16 protein-coding genes and 3 tRNA genes are annotated in these 20,145 nt (G+C 35.1%); 6 read left to right on the top strand and 13 right to left on the bottom strand.

Annotated features, from left to right (window positions below; genetic code table 11):
- Positions 1–4: 4 nt before the first annotated feature.
- The 3 genes from rodZ to yfmF are packed head-to-tail and all read right to left on the bottom strand — an operon-like array spanning position 5 to position 3,392.
- Positions 5–826, bottom strand: a complete 822-nt coding sequence (gene rodZ, locus ATE34_RS09590) for a cytoskeleton protein RodZ (protein WP_061599223.1) — start codon at positions 824–826, stop codon at positions 5–7.
- 35 nt (positions 827–861) lie between these two features.
- Positions 862–2,145, bottom strand: coding sequence for an EF-P 5-aminopentanol modification-associated protein YfmH (gene yfmH, locus ATE34_RS09585; protein WP_061599222.1), 1,284 nt, complete (start codon positions 2,143–2,145; stop codon positions 862–864).
- Entirely contained in the window at positions 2,142–3,392 is a 1,251-nt protein-coding gene (gene yfmF, locus ATE34_RS09580; protein ID WP_061599221.1) for an EF-P 5-aminopentanol modification-associated protein YfmF, read from the bottom strand. Before yfmF ends, yfmH begins: the two co-directional genes overlap by 4 nt.
- Before the next feature lie 158 nt (positions 3,393–3,550).
- On the opposite strand from yfmF, the gene yaaA reads away from it, so the two are divergent.
- The gene (gene yaaA / locus ATE34_RS09575) at positions 3,551–3,919 is read left to right on the top strand and encodes a S4 domain-containing protein YaaA (RefSeq protein WP_000455881.1); all 369 of its coding nucleotides are present in this window, start codon (positions 3,551–3,553) and stop codon (positions 3,917–3,919) included.
- A 2-nt stretch (positions 3,920–3,921) separates the two neighbouring features.
- Positions 3,922–5,013: a DNA replication/repair protein RecF gene (gene recF / locus ATE34_RS09570; RefSeq protein ID WP_061599220.1), complete on the top strand. Its 1,092-nt coding sequence runs from the start codon at positions 3,922–3,924 to the stop codon at positions 5,011–5,013.
- A 53-nt stretch (positions 5,014–5,066) separates the two neighbouring features.
- Here the strand turns inward: recF and guaB are convergent, their stop codons facing one another.
- Positions 5,067–6,545, bottom strand: coding sequence for an IMP dehydrogenase (gene guaB, locus ATE34_RS09565; RefSeq protein ID WP_000073408.1), 1,479 nt, complete (start codon positions 6,543–6,545; stop codon positions 5,067–5,069).
- 161 nt (positions 6,546–6,706) lie between these two features.
- Positions 6,707–7,732, bottom strand: a complete 1,026-nt coding sequence (gene trpS, locus ATE34_RS09560; RefSeq protein WP_000165468.1) for a tryptophan--tRNA ligase — start codon at positions 7,730–7,732, stop codon at positions 6,707–6,709.
- A gap of 195 nt (positions 7,733–7,927) precedes the next feature.
- Between trpS and ATE34_RS09555 the strand changes: the two genes are divergently transcribed.
- Together ATE34_RS09555 and ATE34_RS09550 are read left to right on the top strand one after the other, a co-directional pair.
- Complete coding sequence (locus ATE34_RS09555; protein ID WP_000958773.1) at positions 7,928–9,550, top strand: ATP-binding cassette domain-containing protein; 1,623 nt, start codon at positions 7,928–7,930, stop codon at positions 9,548–9,550.
- Positions 9,551–9,611: 61 nt separating this feature from the next.
- Entirely contained in the window at positions 9,612–12,164 is a 2,553-nt protein-coding gene (locus ATE34_RS09550) for a YfhO family protein (protein ID WP_061599219.1), read from the top strand.
- A gap of 21 nt (positions 12,165–12,185) precedes the next feature.
- Here the strand turns inward: ATE34_RS09550 and ATE34_RS09545 are convergent, their stop codons facing one another.
- The gene (locus tag ATE34_RS09545) at positions 12,186–14,840 is read right to left on the bottom strand and encodes a YhgE/Pip domain-containing protein (RefSeq protein WP_084911885.1); all 2,655 of its coding nucleotides are present in this window, start codon (positions 14,838–14,840) and stop codon (positions 12,186–12,188) included.
- Positions 14,841–14,967: 127 nt separating this feature from the next.
- On the opposite strand from ATE34_RS09545, the gene ATE34_RS09540 reads away from it, so the two are divergent.
- Entirely contained in the window at positions 14,968–15,510 is a 543-nt protein-coding gene (locus ATE34_RS09540; protein ID WP_000665086.1) for a TetR/AcrR family transcriptional regulator, read from the top strand.
- 37 nt (positions 15,511–15,547) lie between these two features.
- Here ATE34_RS09540 and ATE34_RS09535 read toward each other — a convergent pair.
- From ATE34_RS09535 to rlmH, 7 genes are all read right to left on the bottom strand, one after another.
- Positions 15,548–15,621, bottom strand: a tRNA-Asn gene (locus ATE34_RS09535).
- A gap of 5 nt (positions 15,622–15,626) precedes the next feature.
- Positions 15,627–15,698 (bottom strand) — tRNA-Glu (locus ATE34_RS09530).
- A 51-nt stretch (positions 15,699–15,749) separates the two neighbouring features.
- A complete protein-coding gene (gene comE, locus ATE34_RS09525; RefSeq protein WP_000866079.1) occupies positions 15,750–16,502 on the bottom strand; it encodes a competence system response regulator transcription factor ComE in 753 nt (250 codons plus the stop codon).
- On the bottom strand, positions 16,499–17,818 hold the full coding sequence (gene comD / locus ATE34_RS09520; protein WP_084911883.1) for a competence system sensor histidine kinase ComD: 1,320 nt from the start codon (positions 17,816–17,818) through the stop codon (positions 16,499–16,501). The genes comE and comD overlap by 4 nt, the downstream gene beginning before the upstream one ends.
- 20 nt (positions 17,819–17,838) lie before the next feature.
- A complete protein-coding gene (gene comC / locus ATE34_RS09515) occupies positions 17,839–17,964 on the bottom strand; it encodes a competence-stimulating peptide ComC (RefSeq protein ID WP_000799679.1) in 126 nt (41 codons plus the stop codon).
- Between the two features lie 164 nt (positions 17,965–18,128).
- Positions 18,129–18,202 (bottom strand) — tRNA-Arg (locus tag ATE34_RS09510).
- A gap of 43 nt (positions 18,203–18,245) precedes the next feature.
- The gene (gene rlmH / locus ATE34_RS09505) at positions 18,246–18,725 is read right to left on the bottom strand and encodes a 23S rRNA (pseudouridine(1915)-N(3))-methyltransferase RlmH (protein WP_084911881.1); all 480 of its coding nucleotides are present in this window, start codon (positions 18,723–18,725) and stop codon (positions 18,246–18,248) included.
- A gap of 184 nt (positions 18,726–18,909) precedes the next feature.
- Between rlmH and ATE34_RS09500 the strand changes: the two genes are divergently transcribed.
- Positions 18,910–20,100, top strand: coding sequence for a S1C family serine protease (locus ATE34_RS09500; RefSeq protein ID WP_084911880.1), 1,191 nt, complete (start codon positions 18,910–18,912; stop codon positions 20,098–20,100).
- The last annotated feature ends 45 nt before the right edge of the window (positions 20,101–20,145 follow it).

Here is a 20,145-nt window from a genome sequence, read left to right as displayed (position 1 = left end):
TTCCTTAATCTGTAGTGAATGTAAGTGTTACAGTTCCAGTCTGAGTTGTCAGCTTCGAGGTATCGATTGTTTGATTGTCCACAGTCAAAGTAACTCCCTTTACCACACCCAAAGTAATAGTTACAGAATCTTTCGTTGAGACTGTTGTTTTTGCATTCTTATTGTCTGCGGATAGTGTCACACCACCTTCCAACTCACTTCCCGAAACACTAACCCAACTAGTCGTATCTGAAACTGCCAGCTGAACCGTAGCGGTTTCCTTACTCGTTTTATAGAGAGCTTCAATGCGGTTTCCTTCGCCTGACACTGTAATAGTTGATTCCGTAGTAGAAGATGAGCTAGACGTCTGACCACTAGAAGATGAACTAGTTGAGGTTGTGGAACTAGTTGAGCTAACAACACTATAATTTACAGAAGAAGGACTTGGCTGAGTTTGGATGTAGTTCCAGACATAGTAAGTCACAAAAATTAAAATCGACAAAGCAAATAGAACGAAATAAAACAAGGGGAGATAAGACGTTTTTTTCTTATTTGATCGTCTGCGACCAGACAAGTCTTCTTCATCAACATCGACCTCTTCATAAGTAATCATACTACCCGAATCATAGGCATCCAAGACAATTCTCTCATCCAACTCTACTGCCCAAGCATATTTTCTTAAAAAAGAACGAGCATAGAAGGTACTAGGAAGTTGATCAAAATCATCTGCCTCCATAGCTTCTAGAAAGTTCAACTGAATTTCAGTTTTTTCCTGTAATTCTTCCAGACTCAATCCCTGGTTAATTCTAGCTAAACGTAGAACCTCGCCAATTGTTTTTTTTCTCATACGTACCATTCCTTCTTTCTAGTATTAGTCATCTTTTAAGCTGGAAAGATGGTAAAATCAACTAGATCACCATCATCAATCAAACGATGTCCAGCTTCTAGAACATCCTCCAAAGTAATTTCCTGTAAAATTTTTGGAAAATCAAAAATTGTTTCTCCGCGATCCATAGGATCGTATTGGGTTGCGATAAATTCCAAGGAGTTCATGCTACTGAAAAGCTCCCCAAACATCTCACTCTTAACAAGATCTAAATGTTCCTCTGTAATATCCGTATCACTACTAAACTGACGAATCGCTTTACGAAATTGATGCGACAGAGAAACAGGCTCTTTGGTATCCATTGTCAATATCACAAAATGAAAGCGACTGTTGACTTCAACCTCAAGTGACAATGACGCATCTAACTTCCCAGTCTCATATAACCTTTGAAAACGGTCAGAAGTCCAACCAAACATCATCGTAAATAGTAATTTCAATAAAATATTGTAACGGTAAGACTCAGCTTCTGTTATTTGCCCATTACCTCTAATCGCAACAGCAAGTTTGGGTGAAGAAACTTCCATCCGAAGACTATCTGTTTGCTTCACAGGCTGCAAGGGTAGTTTCTCTTTTGAAACCGTAAACTGTTCTAAAGTTTTCTTTTCCTTTTTCGAAAAGTATTCCTCAACAACTTTTGCATCAATATTTCCAACTAAAAACAGTGACATGTTGACAGGTTTGTAAAAGTCTGTAAAGTTCTCTTTTAAATTTGAAACTTGAATCTCAGAAATTGATTTTTCACTTCCAACAATATCTGTTGCTAAAGGAGTATCAGGATAAAGGTTGGCTAATGTTGCAAAAAATAAACGTGAGTCTGGATCGTCTTGATACATTTCTCGTTCTTGCTGGATAATATCCTGTTCTCTCAAAACAGACTCTTCTGTAAAATGAACATCTCCGACTAACTCATCTAGCAAATCTAAATTCTCTAATAGATGGTCAATTGTTGAAAAAAGATAGCTGGTCTTAGTAAAGCTTGTAAAGGCATTACTGTCCGCACCTAATTGAGTAAAAGCTGCCATCATATCCTCAGAATTTTCTCTTTCAAACAATTTATGTTCAAGAAAATGTGCAATTCCTGCTGGATGATGACGTAAACCTTTGTCTAAACTTGTATAAGTTGCATCTACGGAACCAAATTGAACCGTTACAATCCCATAAACCTCATTGAAATCTTGTTTAGGGAGTAAAGAAACTGTCAATCCATTTGACAATTGTGTTTTGTAGACTGTTTCCTTTACAGCAGGATAGTATTTTTCTTCAAAAGTAACCTTTGTCATTCTACTCCTTCCATAAAGTAAATTGCTTGTAATTTCAAACTGTTGGCAGCTTTACATACCGCTTCTTTATCAACACTCTCTAATTTTGCCACCAATCGATCAATATCAAAGCTTGATTTTCCAAATAGAGCATTCAAATAGGCTCTTTCAACCAGGGTCTGTTGATTATCTTGAGCAATCAATAAAGATCTTCGAATCATCTCCTTGGTTTGTTCAAGTTCAAAATCTGTAAAGTTGCCCTTTTTCAGATCTAGCAATTGATGATTCATCATTTTTCTAGCCTGATTTCGATTTTCTCTATCAATACCCGCATACATCCTTAACAGACCACTAAACAAATCCAATTGACTAGAGACTGAATAGGCTATTCCAGCATTTTCACGAACATTTGTAAAGAGTTTCGAATGTGCAAATTCACCCAACAGACCATTCATAACAAGCATAGGCAAATGCTCATCATCACCATATTTTACAGGAGAATGATAGCCTAATTCCAAAATAGATTGCCCAACATTCCTCTGAACCATTCCCTCTCGTAGGACATTCGAATAAGATTGATAATATTGGATAGGAACACAATTCTCTCTAGCTGTAAGGGATAATGACTTCAGTGATTCTGTAATTTCTACTTCATTAAAATCACCTAAGAAAAAGAAATCAATTCGATCATTTTTCAGAGCATCTTGAAAGCAAGTGTAGCTACTTTCTGGAGACTCATTTGAAATGCTATTTCGTAAATCACTGTATCTCAATTGAAGACGCTCATCATGAAAGAACAAACTATCCAACTCCTTATGAGCAAAATAAAATGAATCATCCATATCAGTAGCTAAACTAGCCAACAACTGTTTTCTTTCAATTTCAAATAGGGCTGGCTCAAAAGCACCATCTTGAGCTAAGGGAGCAAATAAAGTCTGTTTCACCAATTCCAAAATTCGAGAAGTCAAGACATTCTTTTTACTTAAAAAATCATCCTTCACATAAGTAAACGTTAAGTCAAGAATATGTGCCTGTCCCCTACGATAAGCACTTGTGGAAATATCAGTTCCATATAAACTTGCCAAGTATCTGCGAAATACTTGTGATGTTGGGTAAACTTGATTTGCCGTCTCCAACATACTTGCACTTAACATGCGTCCTGCTATCGTCTCAAGAGATAAGGGAGCAGTAAAACGAATAGTGATTTTATTTGTTTTAAACTTTTTGGATTGAACAAAATGTGCTGAAATTCCAGGCACTAACTCCATACCTTACCTCCTTACATATAGAGTTCTATTATATCACGAAAAGGAAAATATTTCTTATTCTCTTTACCGCTTTTAAAATAAAAATCGTTTTCATTTTCAGTGATTTCGCTCACTTAATTCTAAGAAATATGGTATAATACCTTAGATTGAGGTGAATTATGGAATACAAATTATTTGAAGAATTTATTACGCTCCAAGCCCTCCTAAAAGAGCTTGGAATTATACAAAGCGGTGGTGCTATTAAATCTTTTTTGATGGAACATCAAGTTTCCTTTAATGGTGAATTAGAAACTAGACGTGGGAAAAAGATCCGTATAGGAGATGTAATTGACATCCCTGATTTAAAGATTGACATCACCTTGACACAACCAAGTTTAAAAGAGCAAGAAGAATACCAAGCAGATAAGATTGAAAAAGAGCGGATTGCTAAACTTGTCAAAGAGATGAATAAGGGTGTAAAGAAAGAAAAACAAAAAACTGCTTTATCCCCTAAAACCAAACAAGCTCCACGTTTTCCAGGAAGATAATCATGTGGCTCCAACATTTAACAATAAAAACCTTTCGCAACTACAAAGAGACGAAAATTGATTTCAATCCAAAACTAAATGTCTTTTTAGGCCAAAATGCACAAGGAAAGACCAACATTCTAGAAGCAATCTATTTCTTGGCCTTAACACGTAGTCATCGGACTCGGACAGATAAAAATCTCATTCATTTTGATGAAGAACAACTCCATCTTTCTGGCTTGCTACAGAAAAAAACAGGCTCTATCCCTTTAGAAATTGATTTAACACCAAAAGGGCGTGTAACTAAAGTCAATCACTTAAAACAAGCTCGTCTCTCAGACTACATCGGACATATGAATGTGGTTCTCTTCGCACCTGAGGATCTCCAGTTAATTAAAGGAGCCCCCTCCGTTCGTCGAAAGTTTATTGATATAGAGCTGGGACAAATTAAACCAATCTACTTGTCAGACTTGTCAAACTATAACCATATACTCAAGCAAAGAAACACTTACCTAAAATCCAGTCAAAAGATTGACGAAACATTTCTGTCGGTCTTAGATGATCAGTTAGTAGAGTATGGTTGTCGCGTCATAAAGCATCGGATAAAATTCATCAAAGACTTAGAAAAATTTGGTCAAAAAAAACACTTAGAAATTTCAAACCAATCAGAAGAGTTGTCAATTTCTTATCAATCAACTGTCAACTTTACTAATGAACAATTCTTAATGGATTCTTTTAAAATGGCTTTAGAAAAAAGTAGATCAAGAGATTTATTTAAAAAGAATACTGGTGTTGGCCCTCATCGAGATGACATTGCTTTCCATATCAACGGTATGGATGCTAGTTTTGGAAGTCAAGGGCAACATCGTAGTCTTGTTCTCTCTATCAAACTAGCAGAGATCAAGTTAATGGAAAGTATTACCAACGAGTCTCCGATACTCTTGCTTGATGATGTTATGAGCGAACTTGATAACACCCGGCAACTAAAATTACTAGAAACCATTTCTCAATCTATCCAGACCTTTATCACAACAACAAGTTTGGATCACTTACAAAACTTGCCAGAAAACCTTAGTATTTTCAATATTCAAAACGGTCAGATATCTGTAAATTAAATTGACACTGTTGTAAATAAAAGAACCCCTAATTTTCAGGAGTTCTTTTTTGTTTACATAGAGTAGTTTGGTGCTTCATTAGTAATTTGCACATCATGAGGATGACTTTCTTTTAGACCAGCCCCAGACATTTCAATAAATTGAGCATTATCATGTAGTTCTTTAAGGTTAGCTGCACCACAGTAACCCATACCAGAGCGAATACCACCAATCATTTGGAAAACGATATCAGCTACAGCACCTTTATAAGCAACACGACCTTCAATTCCTTCTGGAACGAGTTTGTTTGCTTCATTAACAGAACCTTGGAAGTAACGGTCACTTGAACCTTTCTTCATTGCAGCGATTGATCCCATACCACGGTAAGTCTTAAACTTACGTCCTTGGAAGATTTCCGTTTCACCTGGCGCTTCGTCTGTTCCAGCAAACATTGATCCAAGCATAACAGCATTTCCACCTGCAGCAAGGGCCTTTACAATATCTCCAGAATACTTGATTCCACCATCAGCGATGATTGTTTTGCCATATTCATGCGCAACTGCTGCTGCATCATAGATTGCTGTAACTTGTGGTACACCAACACCTGCAATCACACGAGTGGTACAGATAGAACCTGGTCCAATTCCAACTTTGACAACATCTACACCTGCTTCGTAAAGAGCACGCGCTCCTTCTGCAGTTGCAATATTACCTGCAATCAAAGTACGATCTGGGAAATGAGCACGAATTTCAGCAATTTTACGCAGAACTCCAGCAGAGTGACCATGTGCAGTATCAATAACAATTGCGTCAGCACCTGCTTCAAAAAGGGCTTCAGCACGTTCAAATGTATCTGAAGTGACACCCACCGCACCAGCAACTAGAAGACGACCAAACTCATCTTTAGCAGCATTTGGAAACTCAATAACTTTTTCAATATCTTTGATAGTAATCAAGCCAGAAAGACGGCCTTCCTCGTCAACCAAAGGAAGTTTTTCAATACGGTGTTCTTGAAGAATATGTTCAGCTGTTGCAAGATCTGTACCAACAGGAGCAGTGACAAGATTTTCACTGGTCATATGGTTCGAGATTGGTTGATTGTAATCTGAAATAAAGCGAAGATCTCGGTTTGTTAGAATACCAACCAATTTACGATTTTCAAGTGTTTCTACAACTGGAACACCACTGATACGGTAACGTCCCATCAGTTCGTCTGCCTCAGCAATGGTATGTTCTGGAGTCAAGAAGAATGGATCAATAATAACACCATTTTCAGAACGTTTTACCTTGCGAACTTCATCTGCCTGTTGCGCAATAGACATATTTTTATGGATTACTCCAAGACCACCTGCACGAGCAATGGCAATGGCCATTTGACTCTCTGTGACTGTATCCATGGCGGCTGTTATAATTGGGATATTTAAAGTCAGATTATCTGCCAATTTTGTTGTTAAATCTGCATCATTAGGCAACACATGACTTTCTGCTGGAATGAGCAATACATCATCAAAGGTAAAACCTTTTTTCAAAAATTTAGTGTCCCAATTAGACATTGAAGTTTCCTCTTTTCTTTCTTTTTGAGCTTGACTCTTTTTGTATTGTATCTATCATACCATTCTATGGAAATTTGTCAATTATATTTATAGCAGAAAATATAAAAAACTATCCCTGTTATTCTATGGAAGAGATAGTTTTACGATTCATATTTTATCTATTATTTAAAATAATTTAGTCCCATTGCTCCCTTAACTTCAGATAGAGTTTGCCCTGCAACCTCACGAGCTTTTTCACTACCTTTTTGAAGCATATTGTGCACTTCACCCATATCCTTAGCAAATTCGATACGGCGCTCACGAATAGGACCAAGTTCGCGTTCTAATATTTCAAGTAGATAACGTTTCGTCTTCACATCACCAAGACCACCACGTTGATAATGCTCTTTCATATCCGCAATTTCTTGAGCATCTTCTGGACGACCAAACACATCTAGATAATGGAAAACCATGTTTCCTTCAATCTTACCTGGATCCTCCACTCGAATATGATCCGGATCAGTATACATACTCATGACTTTTTTACGTAAAGTATCCGCATCATCTGCTAAATAAATACCATTATTAAGGGATTTAGACATTTTAGCATTTCCATCTAGACCAGGCAAGCGTCCTGCTCTCTCATTTTCTGGATATATCCCTTCTGGCTCCACTAAGACATCACAGTTATATGCATTATTAAAGGAACGAACAATCTCACGAGTTTGTTCAATCATTGGTTTCTGATCTGTCCCTACAGGAACATAATTAGCCTTGAAGGCAGTAATATCTGCTGCTTGCGCAATTGGATAAACCAAAAATCCTGTCGGAATACTTTCTCCAAACCCTTTCTGAGCAATCTCTGTTTTCACCGTAGGATTGCGCTCCAAGCGAGCTAGTGACACCAAATTCATATAGTACATAGATAGTTCAGCCAACTCTGGGATTTGGCTTTGAATAAAGATAGTTGATTTGCTTGGATCCAATCCAACTGCTAGATAATCCAAGGCAACATTCCCAATAGACTCTACAATTGTTTGAGGATCTTTGGCGTGATCTGTCAAGGCTTGTTGGTCCGCCAAAAAAACAAACATCTCATACTTGTCTTCTTCCTGCAGTAATACTCTATTTTTGAGACTTCCAACATAATGTCCAATATGCAATTTTCCTGTTGGACGATCTCCTGTTAAAATAATGGGTTTCGTCATTTTTTTCTCCTTCAAAATAGTCTCTTCAATTATAGCATTTTTTTGTTAAAATAACAGAAAATTATTTAAATCAAAGAGCCGATTCGCTGTAAATATAACTGTAAACTTAGTTGACATAAAATTGACAAAGAAAAATTTGAATATTTCTCTCTTTTCTAGTAGAATAAATGTATTACATATTATAGGAGAAAAACATTGCTTACAGTATCTGATGTTTCACTACGTTTTAGTGATCGCAAACTTTTTGATGATGTCAACATCAAATTTACAGAAGGAAATACATACGGATTAATTGGTGCTAATGGTGCTGGGAAGTCTACATTCTTAAAAATCTTGGCTGGTGATATTGAGCCAACAACTGGTCACATCTCTCTTGGTCCAGATGAACGTCTCTCTGTTCTTCGTCAAAATCACTTTGACTATGAAGATGAACGTGCAATTGATGTCGTTATCATGGGAAATGAAAAACTTTATAGCATCATGAAGGAAAAAGATGCTATCTACATGAAGGAAGATTTCTCTGATGAGGATGGTGTGCGTGCCGCCGAACTCGAAGGTGAATTTGCCGAACTTGGAGGTTGGGAGGCAGAGAGTGAAGCGTCTCAACTACTTCAAAATCTTAATATTCCAGAAGAATTGCACTATCAAAACATGAGCGAATTGGCCAATGGTGAAAAAGTGAAGGTTCTCCTTGCCAAAGCACTTTTTGGCAAACCAGATGTTCTTCTCTTGGACGAGCCAACCAACGGTTTGGATATCCAGTCTATTACTTGGCTAGAAGACTTCTTGATTGACTTTGACAACACTGTTATCGTGGTATCTCATGACCGCCACTTCTTAAACAAAGTATGTACCCACATGGCCGACCTTGACTTTGGAAAAATCAAACTCTATGTCGGAAACTACGACTTCTGGAAAGAATCTTCTGAGCTCGCTGCTAAATTGCTAGCAGACCGTAATGCCAAGGCAGAAGAGAAAATTAAGCAATTGCAAGAATTCGTTGCTCGCTTCTCTGCCAACGCTTCTAAGTCAAGACAGGCAACGTCTCGTAAAAAAATGCTTGACAAGATTGAATTAGAAGAGATTGTGCCATCTAGTCGTAAATATCCATTTATCAACTTTAAAGCAGAACGTGAGATTGGTAATGATCTCTTGACAGTAGAAAATCTAACTGTAAAGATTGATGGTGAAACTATCCTGGACAATATTAGTTTCATCTTGCGTCCAGGTGATAAGACAGCTCTTATTGGACAAAATGACATTCAAACGACTGCATTAATTCGTGCAATTATGGGTGACATCGACTACGAAGGAACGGTTAAGTGGGGAGTTACTACTAGCCGTTCTTACTTGCCAAAAGACAACTCAGCTGATTTTGCAGGAGGAGAGTCAATCCTTGACTGGTTGCGTCAATTTGCAAGTAAAGAAGAAGATGACAATACCTTCCTACGTGGTTTCCTTGGTCGTATGCTCTTCTCTGGAGACGAGGTTAACAAACCTGTAAACGTCTTGTCAGGGGGAGAAAAAGTACGTGTCATGCTTTCAAAACTCATGCTCTTGAAATCAAATGTCCTTGTACTTGATGATCCAACAAACCACTTGGACTTGGAATCTATCTCAAGCTTGAACGATGGATTGAAAAACTTTAAAGAATCAATCATCTTTGCTAGTCATGATCACGAGTTCATTCAAACTTTAGCAAACCATATTATTGTTTTGTCTAAGAATGGCGTCATTGATCGTATTGATGAAACCTATGATGAATTCCTAGAAAATGCAGAAGTACAAGCAAAAGTTAAAGAACTTTGGGAAGACTAAATAAGACTTCAAAACTCAGTTGGGGTAACCAACTGAGTTTTCTATCATTCTACGAGGTAACATGAAATCATTTTTTAAAACATATTGGACCTATTTTGTTTCTTTCATCATTCCTTTAGTAATTATGACTGGAGTATACCTAACTCAAGGTATCTACTGGAATAGCGATGTATCTCCACTATTAGGAGACGGTTTCCATCAATACGTTATTTTTGATGTAGCTTTACGAAATATTCTACATGGAAATGGCAGTTTATTTTACACCTTTACAAGTGGCCTCGGACTGAATTTCTATGCTCTATCTAGTTATTACTTAGGTAGTTTTCTTTCACCCCTGGTTTACTTTTTTAATCTGTCAAATATGCCAGATGCTGTCTATCTGACCACTCTCTTAAAATTTGGGTTGATTGGTCTGTCAACCTTCTTTAGTTTGAATAGATTATTTAAAGATATCCCAAAATTTTTAAAACTTACCTTATCTACTTCCTATGCTTTAATGAGCTTCACTGTCAGTCAGTTAGAGATAAAAACTTGGCTAGATGTTTTTATCTTGATTCCTTTAATTATAACTGGTTTACACCTACTTATAACACAAAAGAAGCGCCTACTATACTTTACAAGTCTGTCAATCTTGTTTATCCAAAATTATTATTTTGGATATATGACAGCATTGTTTCTTATTTTCTGGTATCTCTGCCAAATTTCTTGGGACTTTAAAACTAGAAAATCATCTTTTCTTGATTTTGTTGTTACCTCCTTTTTAGCAGGAATGGCTAGTTTGATTATGACTCTTCCTACATTGTTTGATTTACAAACTCATGGGGAGAAGTTAACTGCAATCACAAAAATAAAGACAGATAGTAGTTGGTATCTGGATATTTTCGCAAAACAATTCATTGGATCTTTTGATACAACTAAGTATGGATCTATACCAATGATTTTTGTTGGATTGCTTCCTTTTATTTTGACCATTCTATTTTTCACAATAAAATCCATTAAGTTTCACGTGAAACTTACCTATGCAATTTTCTTTACTTTTTTAATAACAAGCTTTTACATAGAAGCCCTCGATTTATTTTGGCAAGGGATGCATACCCCAAATATGTTTTTGCATCGCTATGCTTGGATTTTTTCCACTCTGTTAATTTATACTGCAGCAGAAGTCTTAAATCGTCTGAAAGAACTGAAGCTATGGAATCTATTTGTCTCACTTTTTCTGGTACTAACAGGATTTTTGGCTACTGTCTATTTTAAATCACACTATTCTTTTTTAACTGATTTGAATATCCTACTCACTCTTGAATTTCTTCTAGTTTATGCTCTTTTACTTCTTGCAGTCATTAGAAAATTTATCTCTGTAAATCTATTTGCAATTCTTTTGTCTTTATTTATAATAGCTGAGATAAGCTTAAATGCTTCATCTCAAATGGAAGGAATAGCTAAAGAATGGGCCTTTGCTTCTCGTAGCGCCTATAATAGAGATATCACTGCTATGGAATCCATTCTAAACCAAATTGACAATCCATTTACACGTACTGAAAAACTGCAAATTCAGACTGGAAATGACAGTATGAAATTTAACTACAATGGAATCTCTCAATTCTCATCTGTACGAAATCGTTCAACTAGCACTAGTTTGGACAAACTTGGATTCAAATCCTCTGGAACCAACCTCAATCTCCGTTATGCAAATAATAGTCTTTTAGCAGACAGTTTATTTGGAATCCAGTACAATATTTCTGAAACTTCACTTGATAAGTATGGCTTTCAAGAGATCTATCAAAAGGATCATTTAACCTTATATAAAAATCAACTCTCTTTACCCATTGCCTTTGCCACTCAATCTATTTACACTGATGTAAACTTTAACAATCACACTCTAGATAATCAAGCTTTATTTATAAACCAGCTTGCTAATCTCAACTTAGATTATTTCTCCCAAATAACATATGATAAAACAGATAATTCTGAAGGTTTAACAAGTATCACAGGTTCTACGAATGAAGATGCCCGAATTGATTATCAAATTAAGGTTCCTCAAAATAGCCAAGTCTATCTCTCTTTTTCAAATCTTCATTTTACAAACGATAAGCAAAAGAAAGTTGACATCATTGTCAACGGTGAAAAAAAGTCTTTTACAACTGACAATACCTTTAACTTCTTTAATTTGGGTTATACTGAAGAACAAAAAACTTTCAATATCAGTGTTAGCTTCCCTGGAAATTCTCAGGTATCATTTGAATCTCCAGCCTTCTATCGTTTAGATACTCAGGCCCTAACTGAGGCAATCCAAAAAATTGAAGAACAACCTGTAGAAGTATCCACCTCTAAAAATAAAGTCTTTGCTACATATGAAGTAAAACAAGATACCTCTATTTTCTTCACTATTCCTTATGACAAAGGTTGGTCTGCATACCAAGATGGAAAAAAACTTGAAATTAAGCAGGCTCAAACTGGTTTTATGAAGGTTGATGTTCCAAAGGGAAAAGGTACCATTACACTTTCCTTTATCCCTAATGGTTTTGTTATTGGAGCAGCCTGCTCACTAACTGCCCTTCTTCTTTTTGGAATCTATAATCACAGACGAAATTTATCTAAGACAGAAAAAGATTGACCAATTCCTTGGCCAATCTTTTTAATCTTCTTCCATTTTCTTAGGTTGATAAGCTAGCATACCTAAAGCAGTAAAGAAAGCTAGTGTTATAATAAGGAAAATCACTTGGTGATGAATATTTCCTGTCATAGAGATTGTTTGTCGTAAACCTGATACAGAGTAACTCATTGGTAACCAAGGATTGACACCCTTAAAGAAATCATTTGTCAAAGCAAGTGGATAGGTCCCTGCACTTGATGCTAACTGTAATAAAAGTAAAATAAGAGAGAAGAAAGCTCCTATACGGCTATTCCAAGTTGTTAAAGCTGTAACCATAGACATGAAAGCTAAACTTGTGATTATAATTAGAATCAAGGTCCTCATCTCATGGTTCGCAGTCAATCCAATAAGATGGACACCTCCATAAACTAAAACACCTGCTAAGACAGCTATAATCCCATTTATTTCAGAGCGAGACTTCAACCAAGCCCAGCGGCTCTCTGGATGACGTCCAGAAGGCAACTTAGCAAAAATCATATTAGTAGATATAGCAGCAACAAAAAGAGCAACTGATATCATATAAGGAGCCATGGCAATCCCATTTACAGGAACTTGGTCATTATCTGTTTTTGAGAGAACTAGAGGATTAGATAATGTTTCTGCATTTTCAGATTCTGTTGATGCTGATTTGAGCTGATTATTAGCATTTCCTAATCCTTGTCCTAATGAACCAACTCCTGTCTGTAAATCTTCAAGACCAGAGGTTAAGCTTGTTCCACCATCTGCTAGTTTTCCAGCACCATCTGCAATCTTCATAGCGCCACTTCCTAGTTGAGATGCCGCAGAAAGTAACTGTGTTGATTTATCTGTTAATTGACCAGAGCCAAATTGTAATTTAGTGAGACCTGCTATTAGCTCTGGGCTCTTATTATTCAATTGAGCAGAACCAGATGACAAACTTTCTATACCTGATACTAATTCTGGAGCTTTTCCAGCTAACGCATCTACTCCAGCTGTCAAGGTTGATGTATTTTCTGTCAACTTACTGGATCCAGAAACTAATTGATCTAGACTAGTTGTTAAATTTTCATTCTTTTCACTTAGTTTATTAGCACCTATAGAAATAGTATCTAGTCCCTTAGTGTAGTTTACAACTCCTTTTTCAATTGACTGACTTCCAGGAACTAACTGATTGTCTACAGTAGTTTGTAATTTTGTAAATCCATTTGACAATGTTGTCAAGGAGCTAGATGCTACAGGTAAGAGTTGATTTGCTTTCGTCTGTACATCAGATAGATTGGTTACTTGTTGTTCTGAATTCTCTATACTTTCTTTCAATCCTCCTACTGTCGTTAAAATTGTTTTTGCTGACTCAATAGTAGAATTAGAATTTTTAGAAATAGCTTCTATCAGTTCTTTCTTTTGTTCCTCTGTGAGAGATTGATAAGTAGCTGTTGATTGAAGGTTAGCAATAGTTTTCTCTTGTTCTGTCTGACTTTTGGTCACAATATCCTGAGCAAGAGTTGTTAGATTTTGCAAAGCTTCTGACAATGTACCTTTCAGTTGAGTATTATCTGACATTGTAAGAGCTTGTAGTGTTTTATTTAGTTCTCCTAGACTAGTTGCTAATTGAGTTATTTGTTCATTCTGTTGAGATGAGGAATTCAGTTGATTTGAAATTTCTTTAATACCAGTATTTAATTGCTCCATTCCATCTCTTAGTGCATCTGATTGATTTGATAATTGATTTGTTCCATTAGAAAGTTTTTCTACACTACTTGTATAAGCATTTACACCAACTGAAAATTGATTGAGACCTATATCCAATTGTGAAACCCCACCTGTATAGGACTTTATACCTGTATTCAACTGATTTACACCTGCCACCAATTCAGGAGTTCTTGAGGCCAATTGACCAAGTCCAGTGTCAACCTGTGAAACTGCATTTGTATAACTTTGTAAACCACTATTAAAAGTTCCTAAACCAAGATGTAATTGCTCTATAGCAGATACATAGGCAGACAATCCCTTTGTAAATTGATTAGCTCCATTTGAAAAAGTTACACTTGAGTTAGCTAGAGTATTGAGATTTGTCGTCAATGTTTGACTTCCTTTTGCTAACTGATTAGTTCCATTAGCCAGTTGCTCACTTCCATCAGCTGCTTTATTTATCCCAGACTTCAAGTCACTCATTTTTTGAAATAGTGCCTTGGTGTATGTTTCAGTTACATTCGTAGAGACGGTTTGTTTTAATTGTGTCATTGCAGAATCACTCATCTTACTTGCAATAAAGCTACGGCCACTTGAAGTTTGATAATCAATTTGCATCTGTTCAGGGTGATTTGTTAGGATCGAAGTAGCTTTTTCAGATAGATCACTTGGTAAAGTCACTACCATATAATATTCGCCATCCTCTAGCCCCTTTTTCCCCTCTTCTTCATTGACAAAATGAAAATCTAAAGTCTTATTTTCTTTTAAATTAGACACCATGTCTTTTCCTATGGCCATTGTATTTCCATTATAAGAAGCTTCCTTGTCATTATTAACAACTGCTACAGGTAACTCCGATACTTGACCATATGGATCCCACATAGATGATAAAAAAATGATATTATATAAAGCTGGAATAAGAGAAATTCCTATCATTACAATAATGAATGTCGGTTTTTTAAAAATTGCTTTCCATTCTTTAAACATATTTCCTCCTTTTTTAAACATATTGTCTAAATTTTTGATATAATAGATTATACATTAAAAAATCTAAATTACAAGATAAAAAATATTTTTTTAGACATATAGTCTAAATTGTTCATAAGGAGAAACTATGAAAGAAAGTAACAAACGATTAAAAACAAAGAGAAATATTGAAAATGCCATGGTTCAATTATTGATGGATCAGCCCTTCGATCAAATTACTACAATTAAATTAGCAGAAAAAGCTGGAATTAGTCGTTCTAGCTTCTATACCCATTACAAGGATAAGTATGATATGATTGAACATTATCAAAGTAAGTTATTTCATACATTTGAATATATCTTCCAAAAACATGCTCATCATAAAAAAGATGCTATTTTAGAAGTATTTGACTATTTAGAGTCTGAACCATTATTAGCTGCTCTTTTATCTGAAAATGGTACCAAAGAAATCCAAAATTTCTTAAGAAATAAGCTTCATATCATGCTGAGCACGGACCTTCAGAAGCGCTTTATGCAACTACAACTAAATTCAATTGAATTAGAATATAGTAGCATTTATCTAACAAATGCTCTATTTGGAGTTTGTCAAACTTGGATTGCTCATGGAAAAAAAGAAAGTCCGCAAGAAATGACAGACTTCCTTATGAAAATGCTAGGTGATGTCAACTAAAAGAAAAAGAACACCAGATGGTGTTCTTTTTATCTAACTCCGCCAGTAGGACTCGAACCTACGACATCATGATTAACAGTCATGCGCTACTACCAACTGAGCTATGGCGGATAAAATAGTCCGTACGGGATTCGAACCCGTGTTACCGCCGTGAAAAGGCGGTGTCTTAACCCCTTGACCAACGGACCATCTATCTGTAGCAGATATAACCATTATATCAATTTCTTACTGATTGTCAATCACTTTTTAGATTTTTTCTCTAGAATATCTTTTAGTTTACGAACTTTCAAACGGGTAATGGGACAACGATGATCTTCATAAAAAACAACTTCTAAATTCTTTCGATCAATTTCTCTCACATTTCCCACATTGACAAGGAAAGATTTATGGGAGCAATAAAATCGCTGAGTATGTTTGTCCTTCTCCTGAATATCTGTCATAGTTCCATAAAACTCTTTGGCAAAATTCTTACCAATAATTCGCAATTTATGAGAAACACCTGTTGTTTCGATATACAGAATATCATGGTAAGGAATTTTCAAATCATTTCCCTTATAGTTGTAATCAAAATAGTCTACAACATCTTCGTTTTCAAGCAGCATGCTTTTGGTATAGAAGATACTCTGCTCGATACGTTTTTTGAACAATTCATCATTGATGTCCTTATCTACAAAATCTAAAGCTGATACCTGATACTTATAAGTTAAAGTAGCGAATTCAGATCGACTGGTGATAAAGACAATAATAGCATAAGGATTGTGATGACGAATAAACTGTGCCACTTCAAATCCCTTTTTCTCAATTCCATGAATATCGATATCTAGGAAATAAAGCTGGTTTACTTCATCATTTTCGATATATTCCTTAAACTCACGAACTTTTCCTGTTGTCTTATATGAAATAGGAATATTCGATTCCTCAGAGATTTCATTCAATATTCTCTCAAGTCTCACTTGATGCTCAATAACATCTTCTAAAATTAATACTTTCATTCAAATTCTCTCTTAAATCTAATAATTTGTCTAAATGTGTTGTCTTCCATCTCTGTTTCTAAAATAATGTTGTCATACTTATCTAAAATCTCTTTGACATTATTAAGTCCTAGACCTCTATTTCTTCCTTTGGTAGAGAAACTTAGGGCAAATAAATCCTCTGAAGGCGTCATAGTGATTTTGCATGAATTCTGGATAACTATAACTGTTTCAAAATCCATTTTAATGACTGCAACTTCCATTTGTTTCAAGTAACTATCTGCAGCACCTTCAACAGCATTATTTAATAAAATGCTCATGATACGAACAAGATCAAGTAAATCTATTGACAGTCTAGTAATGATATCCTTTACTTCCAATGTAAACTCTACATCATTTTTTCGTGCATAGACAATCGATTGAGCAATTAAACTTCGTAAAGCAGAATCTTCTATGTTATTTAAATCAAAGTAAGTATATTTGTCTGATCTCAATTTCTGATTTGCTTTTACTAGGACTTCATTGTAAACCCTGTTAATTTCTTGTAAATCTCCACTGTCAATCGCCATTTGCATGCTGACAAGCATCCCTGCATAGTCATGACGAAAACCTCGAATTTCATTATACAACTCCACAATTTCATCAGTATAAGTCTGTAAATGTTTTTGTTCAAATTTCTTTTGTTTTAGAGCAATCTCTTTTTCAATTTGAACCTTGTGAGAATTCATTGCAAAGAAAATCAATAACAAGCAAATAAAAACAATGGTTGATAAAATACTTCCGAAGCTATTTAAATGATGAGTTGTACTTACTATATCTGAAATAAACAATAAGATATGCAGACCAAAGAAAGCAACTATTACTTTTTTTAAAAAAGGGTACAGATAATCTTTATCAAAATATTTAATATCCAGATGAAAATAACGAATTATTATTAGAATAGAAAAATAAGTCATCAACAATACTACTAAAAGAAATGTACTTTTATAGTGTAATACTATTTCATCTCCTGTTATAGAAGATAAGGTTACGGATATAAAAGTATGAGTACTGTGATATAATAAAGACAATAGTAAACTGATAAAAATAGCTTTGTATTTTTCAGACTTTTTTAACTTTCTTAAATAAAGGTACACAACCAAAGGAAATAAAAATTTAGACAAAGCAAAACTATTAGAAAATACTAGTGTAATAATTTCTTCAAGTATAAAAACTGAGATACATGTGTAACAGAAAAAAACAATTTGTTCTTTTCTATTTATTTTACAAATCCATTCATAACTTTTGCTAATGATGAGAAAATAAAAAATAGCTATCCCTAATCCAAATAAATCCATTACTCTCTACCTTTATTTCATTACTTTCTTCTTGGAAAAATAAGATTACGAATTGTTTCTGAAATTCTCCAATCCCCACCCTGAATCTTCTGCAATTCTGCCTCTGTTACTTCTTTAAATTGTTCCAACTTTACTGTATTTTTCATAATGAAATCTCCTGTATTATTTTTTCTTGTAAGTTAACTTACAAAACTATTATACAAAATGAAGATCATGTAAGAAAAAATTTTTCTCAACTGTACATTTTTGCACCTGAAACGCACTTTTTTAAGAAAAAAGCTGGGATTCATCCCAGCTTCGCATCTAACATTGATCCCAGCAGGATTCGAACCTGCGACCGTTCGCTTAGAAGGCGAATGCTCTATCCAGCTGAGCTATGGGACCTAACATGACCATTCTATCAAAAAACAGGAGGTAAGTCAATCTTCTATTTGTGGTAAGGAGAACCCTGTTGAATTGTAAAAGCACGGTAAATTTGTTCAACAAGAACCAATCTCATTAACTGATGTGGTAATGTCAGACGTCCAAAACTGACAGAAAGATTGGCCCTATTTTTTACAATAGGAGCTAGACCTAAACTTCCTCCAATAATAAAAGTAAGAGTTGAGTAACCTTTGATAGAAGCCTGCTCTAGTTGCTTACTAAAATCTTCTGAGGAGAATGTTTTTCCTTCAATTGCTAGTACAACGACAAAGTCTCTTTCTCCAACCTTAGAAAGAATTCTTGCGCCTTCTGTTTCCAAAATTTTTTGATTTTCTAATTCACTGGCTTTGTCAGGTGTCTTCTCATCAGCAAGCTCAATCATTTCTAATTTGGTGAAACGTGAAATTCGTTTGGTATATTCAGCAATACCATCTTTAAGATATTTTTCTTTTAATTTTCCCACTGTTACAATTTTTATTTTCATTCTTCTATTCTACCATATCCACACTTCATTTCACATCTTATACACATAAAAATCATTCTAAATTTCTAGAAAATTCACAGAATAAAGCGAGTTATCCACAACTTGTGTAAAACTTTAAGCTTTTAAGTTTGGATTAAGTTAATAGGTTTATAATCTTGACAAACAATAACAAACGGAGGCGTTTATGAAACACTTACAAAAATTTTACAAAAAAGGAGTTACTTTTCTTGTAATTATTCTAATAGGATTTTTGAGTGGTGCACTAGGAAGTTTTGTAACATTGCAACTTTATCAAAAACAAGGAAATCAAGCTACAAATAATAATTCTGGCACTGTAACTCAAACATCATACAAGAATGAAAACTCAACTACTCAAGCAGTGAATAAAATTAAGGATGCTGTTGTATCAGTCATTACTTACTCTGCTAATAAACAAAGTAGTGTATTTGGAACCGAAGAATCAAATTCTGATACGGATAATCAACAGATTGCAAGTGAAGGATCAGGTGTCATCTATAAAAAGAACGAAAATGATGCTTATATTGTAACAAATACTCACGTTATTAACGGAGCTTCAAAAGTCGATATCCGTTTAGCTGATGGTACAAAAGTCCCTGGTGAAATTATTGGATCGGATACCTTCTCTGATATTGCTGTCGTAAAAATTTCTTCAGAAAAAGTTACAACAGTGGCAGAATTTGGTGATTCAAGCCAACTTAATGTTGGAGAAACAGCGATTGCTATTGGTAGTCCGTTAGGTTCAGAATATGCTAATACAGTTACACAGGGAATCATCTCAAGTCTTAATCGAAATGTTTCTCTAAAATCTGAAGATGGTCAAGCTATTTCAACAAAAGCCATTCAAACAGATACGGCCATTAACCCTGGTAACTCTGGTGGTCCGCTTGTAAATATTCAAGGACAAGTAATTGGTATTACATCAAGTAAGATTGCAAGTAATGGTGGAACATCTGTAGAAGGTCTTGGTTTTGCAATTCCTTCAAACGACGTACAAAATATCATTAAACAGCTTGAAAGTGATGGTAAAGTGACTCGTCCTGCTCTTGGAATCCAAATGGTCAATCTGTCTAACGTTGGAGCTAATGATCTTAGAAAACTAAATATTCCAAGTGGCCTCACTTCAGGTGTAGTTGTTCGATCTGTTCAAAGTAATATGCCTGCAAATGGACATCTTCAAAAATACGATGTCATTACTAAAGTTGACGAAAAAGAGATTACTTCATCAACAGACTTACAACATGCTCTTTACAACCATGCTATTGGAGACACTATAAAAATAACCTATTACCGTAATGGTAAGGAGGAAACAACCTCTATAAAACTAGATAAGAATTCTGGTGATTTGGAACATTAATTGACATCAGTGTAAAGAAAACTTTACAGAAAGTAAAAGATATGT

It is taken from the genome of Streptococcus oralis subsp. tigurinus (genome assembly GCF_002093545.1).
In the GTDB taxonomy this organism is placed as follows: domain Bacteria; phylum Bacillota; class Bacilli; order Lactobacillales; family Streptococcaceae; genus Streptococcus; species Streptococcus oralis_C.
This window is presented reverse-complemented; position numbering and strand designations above follow the sequence as displayed.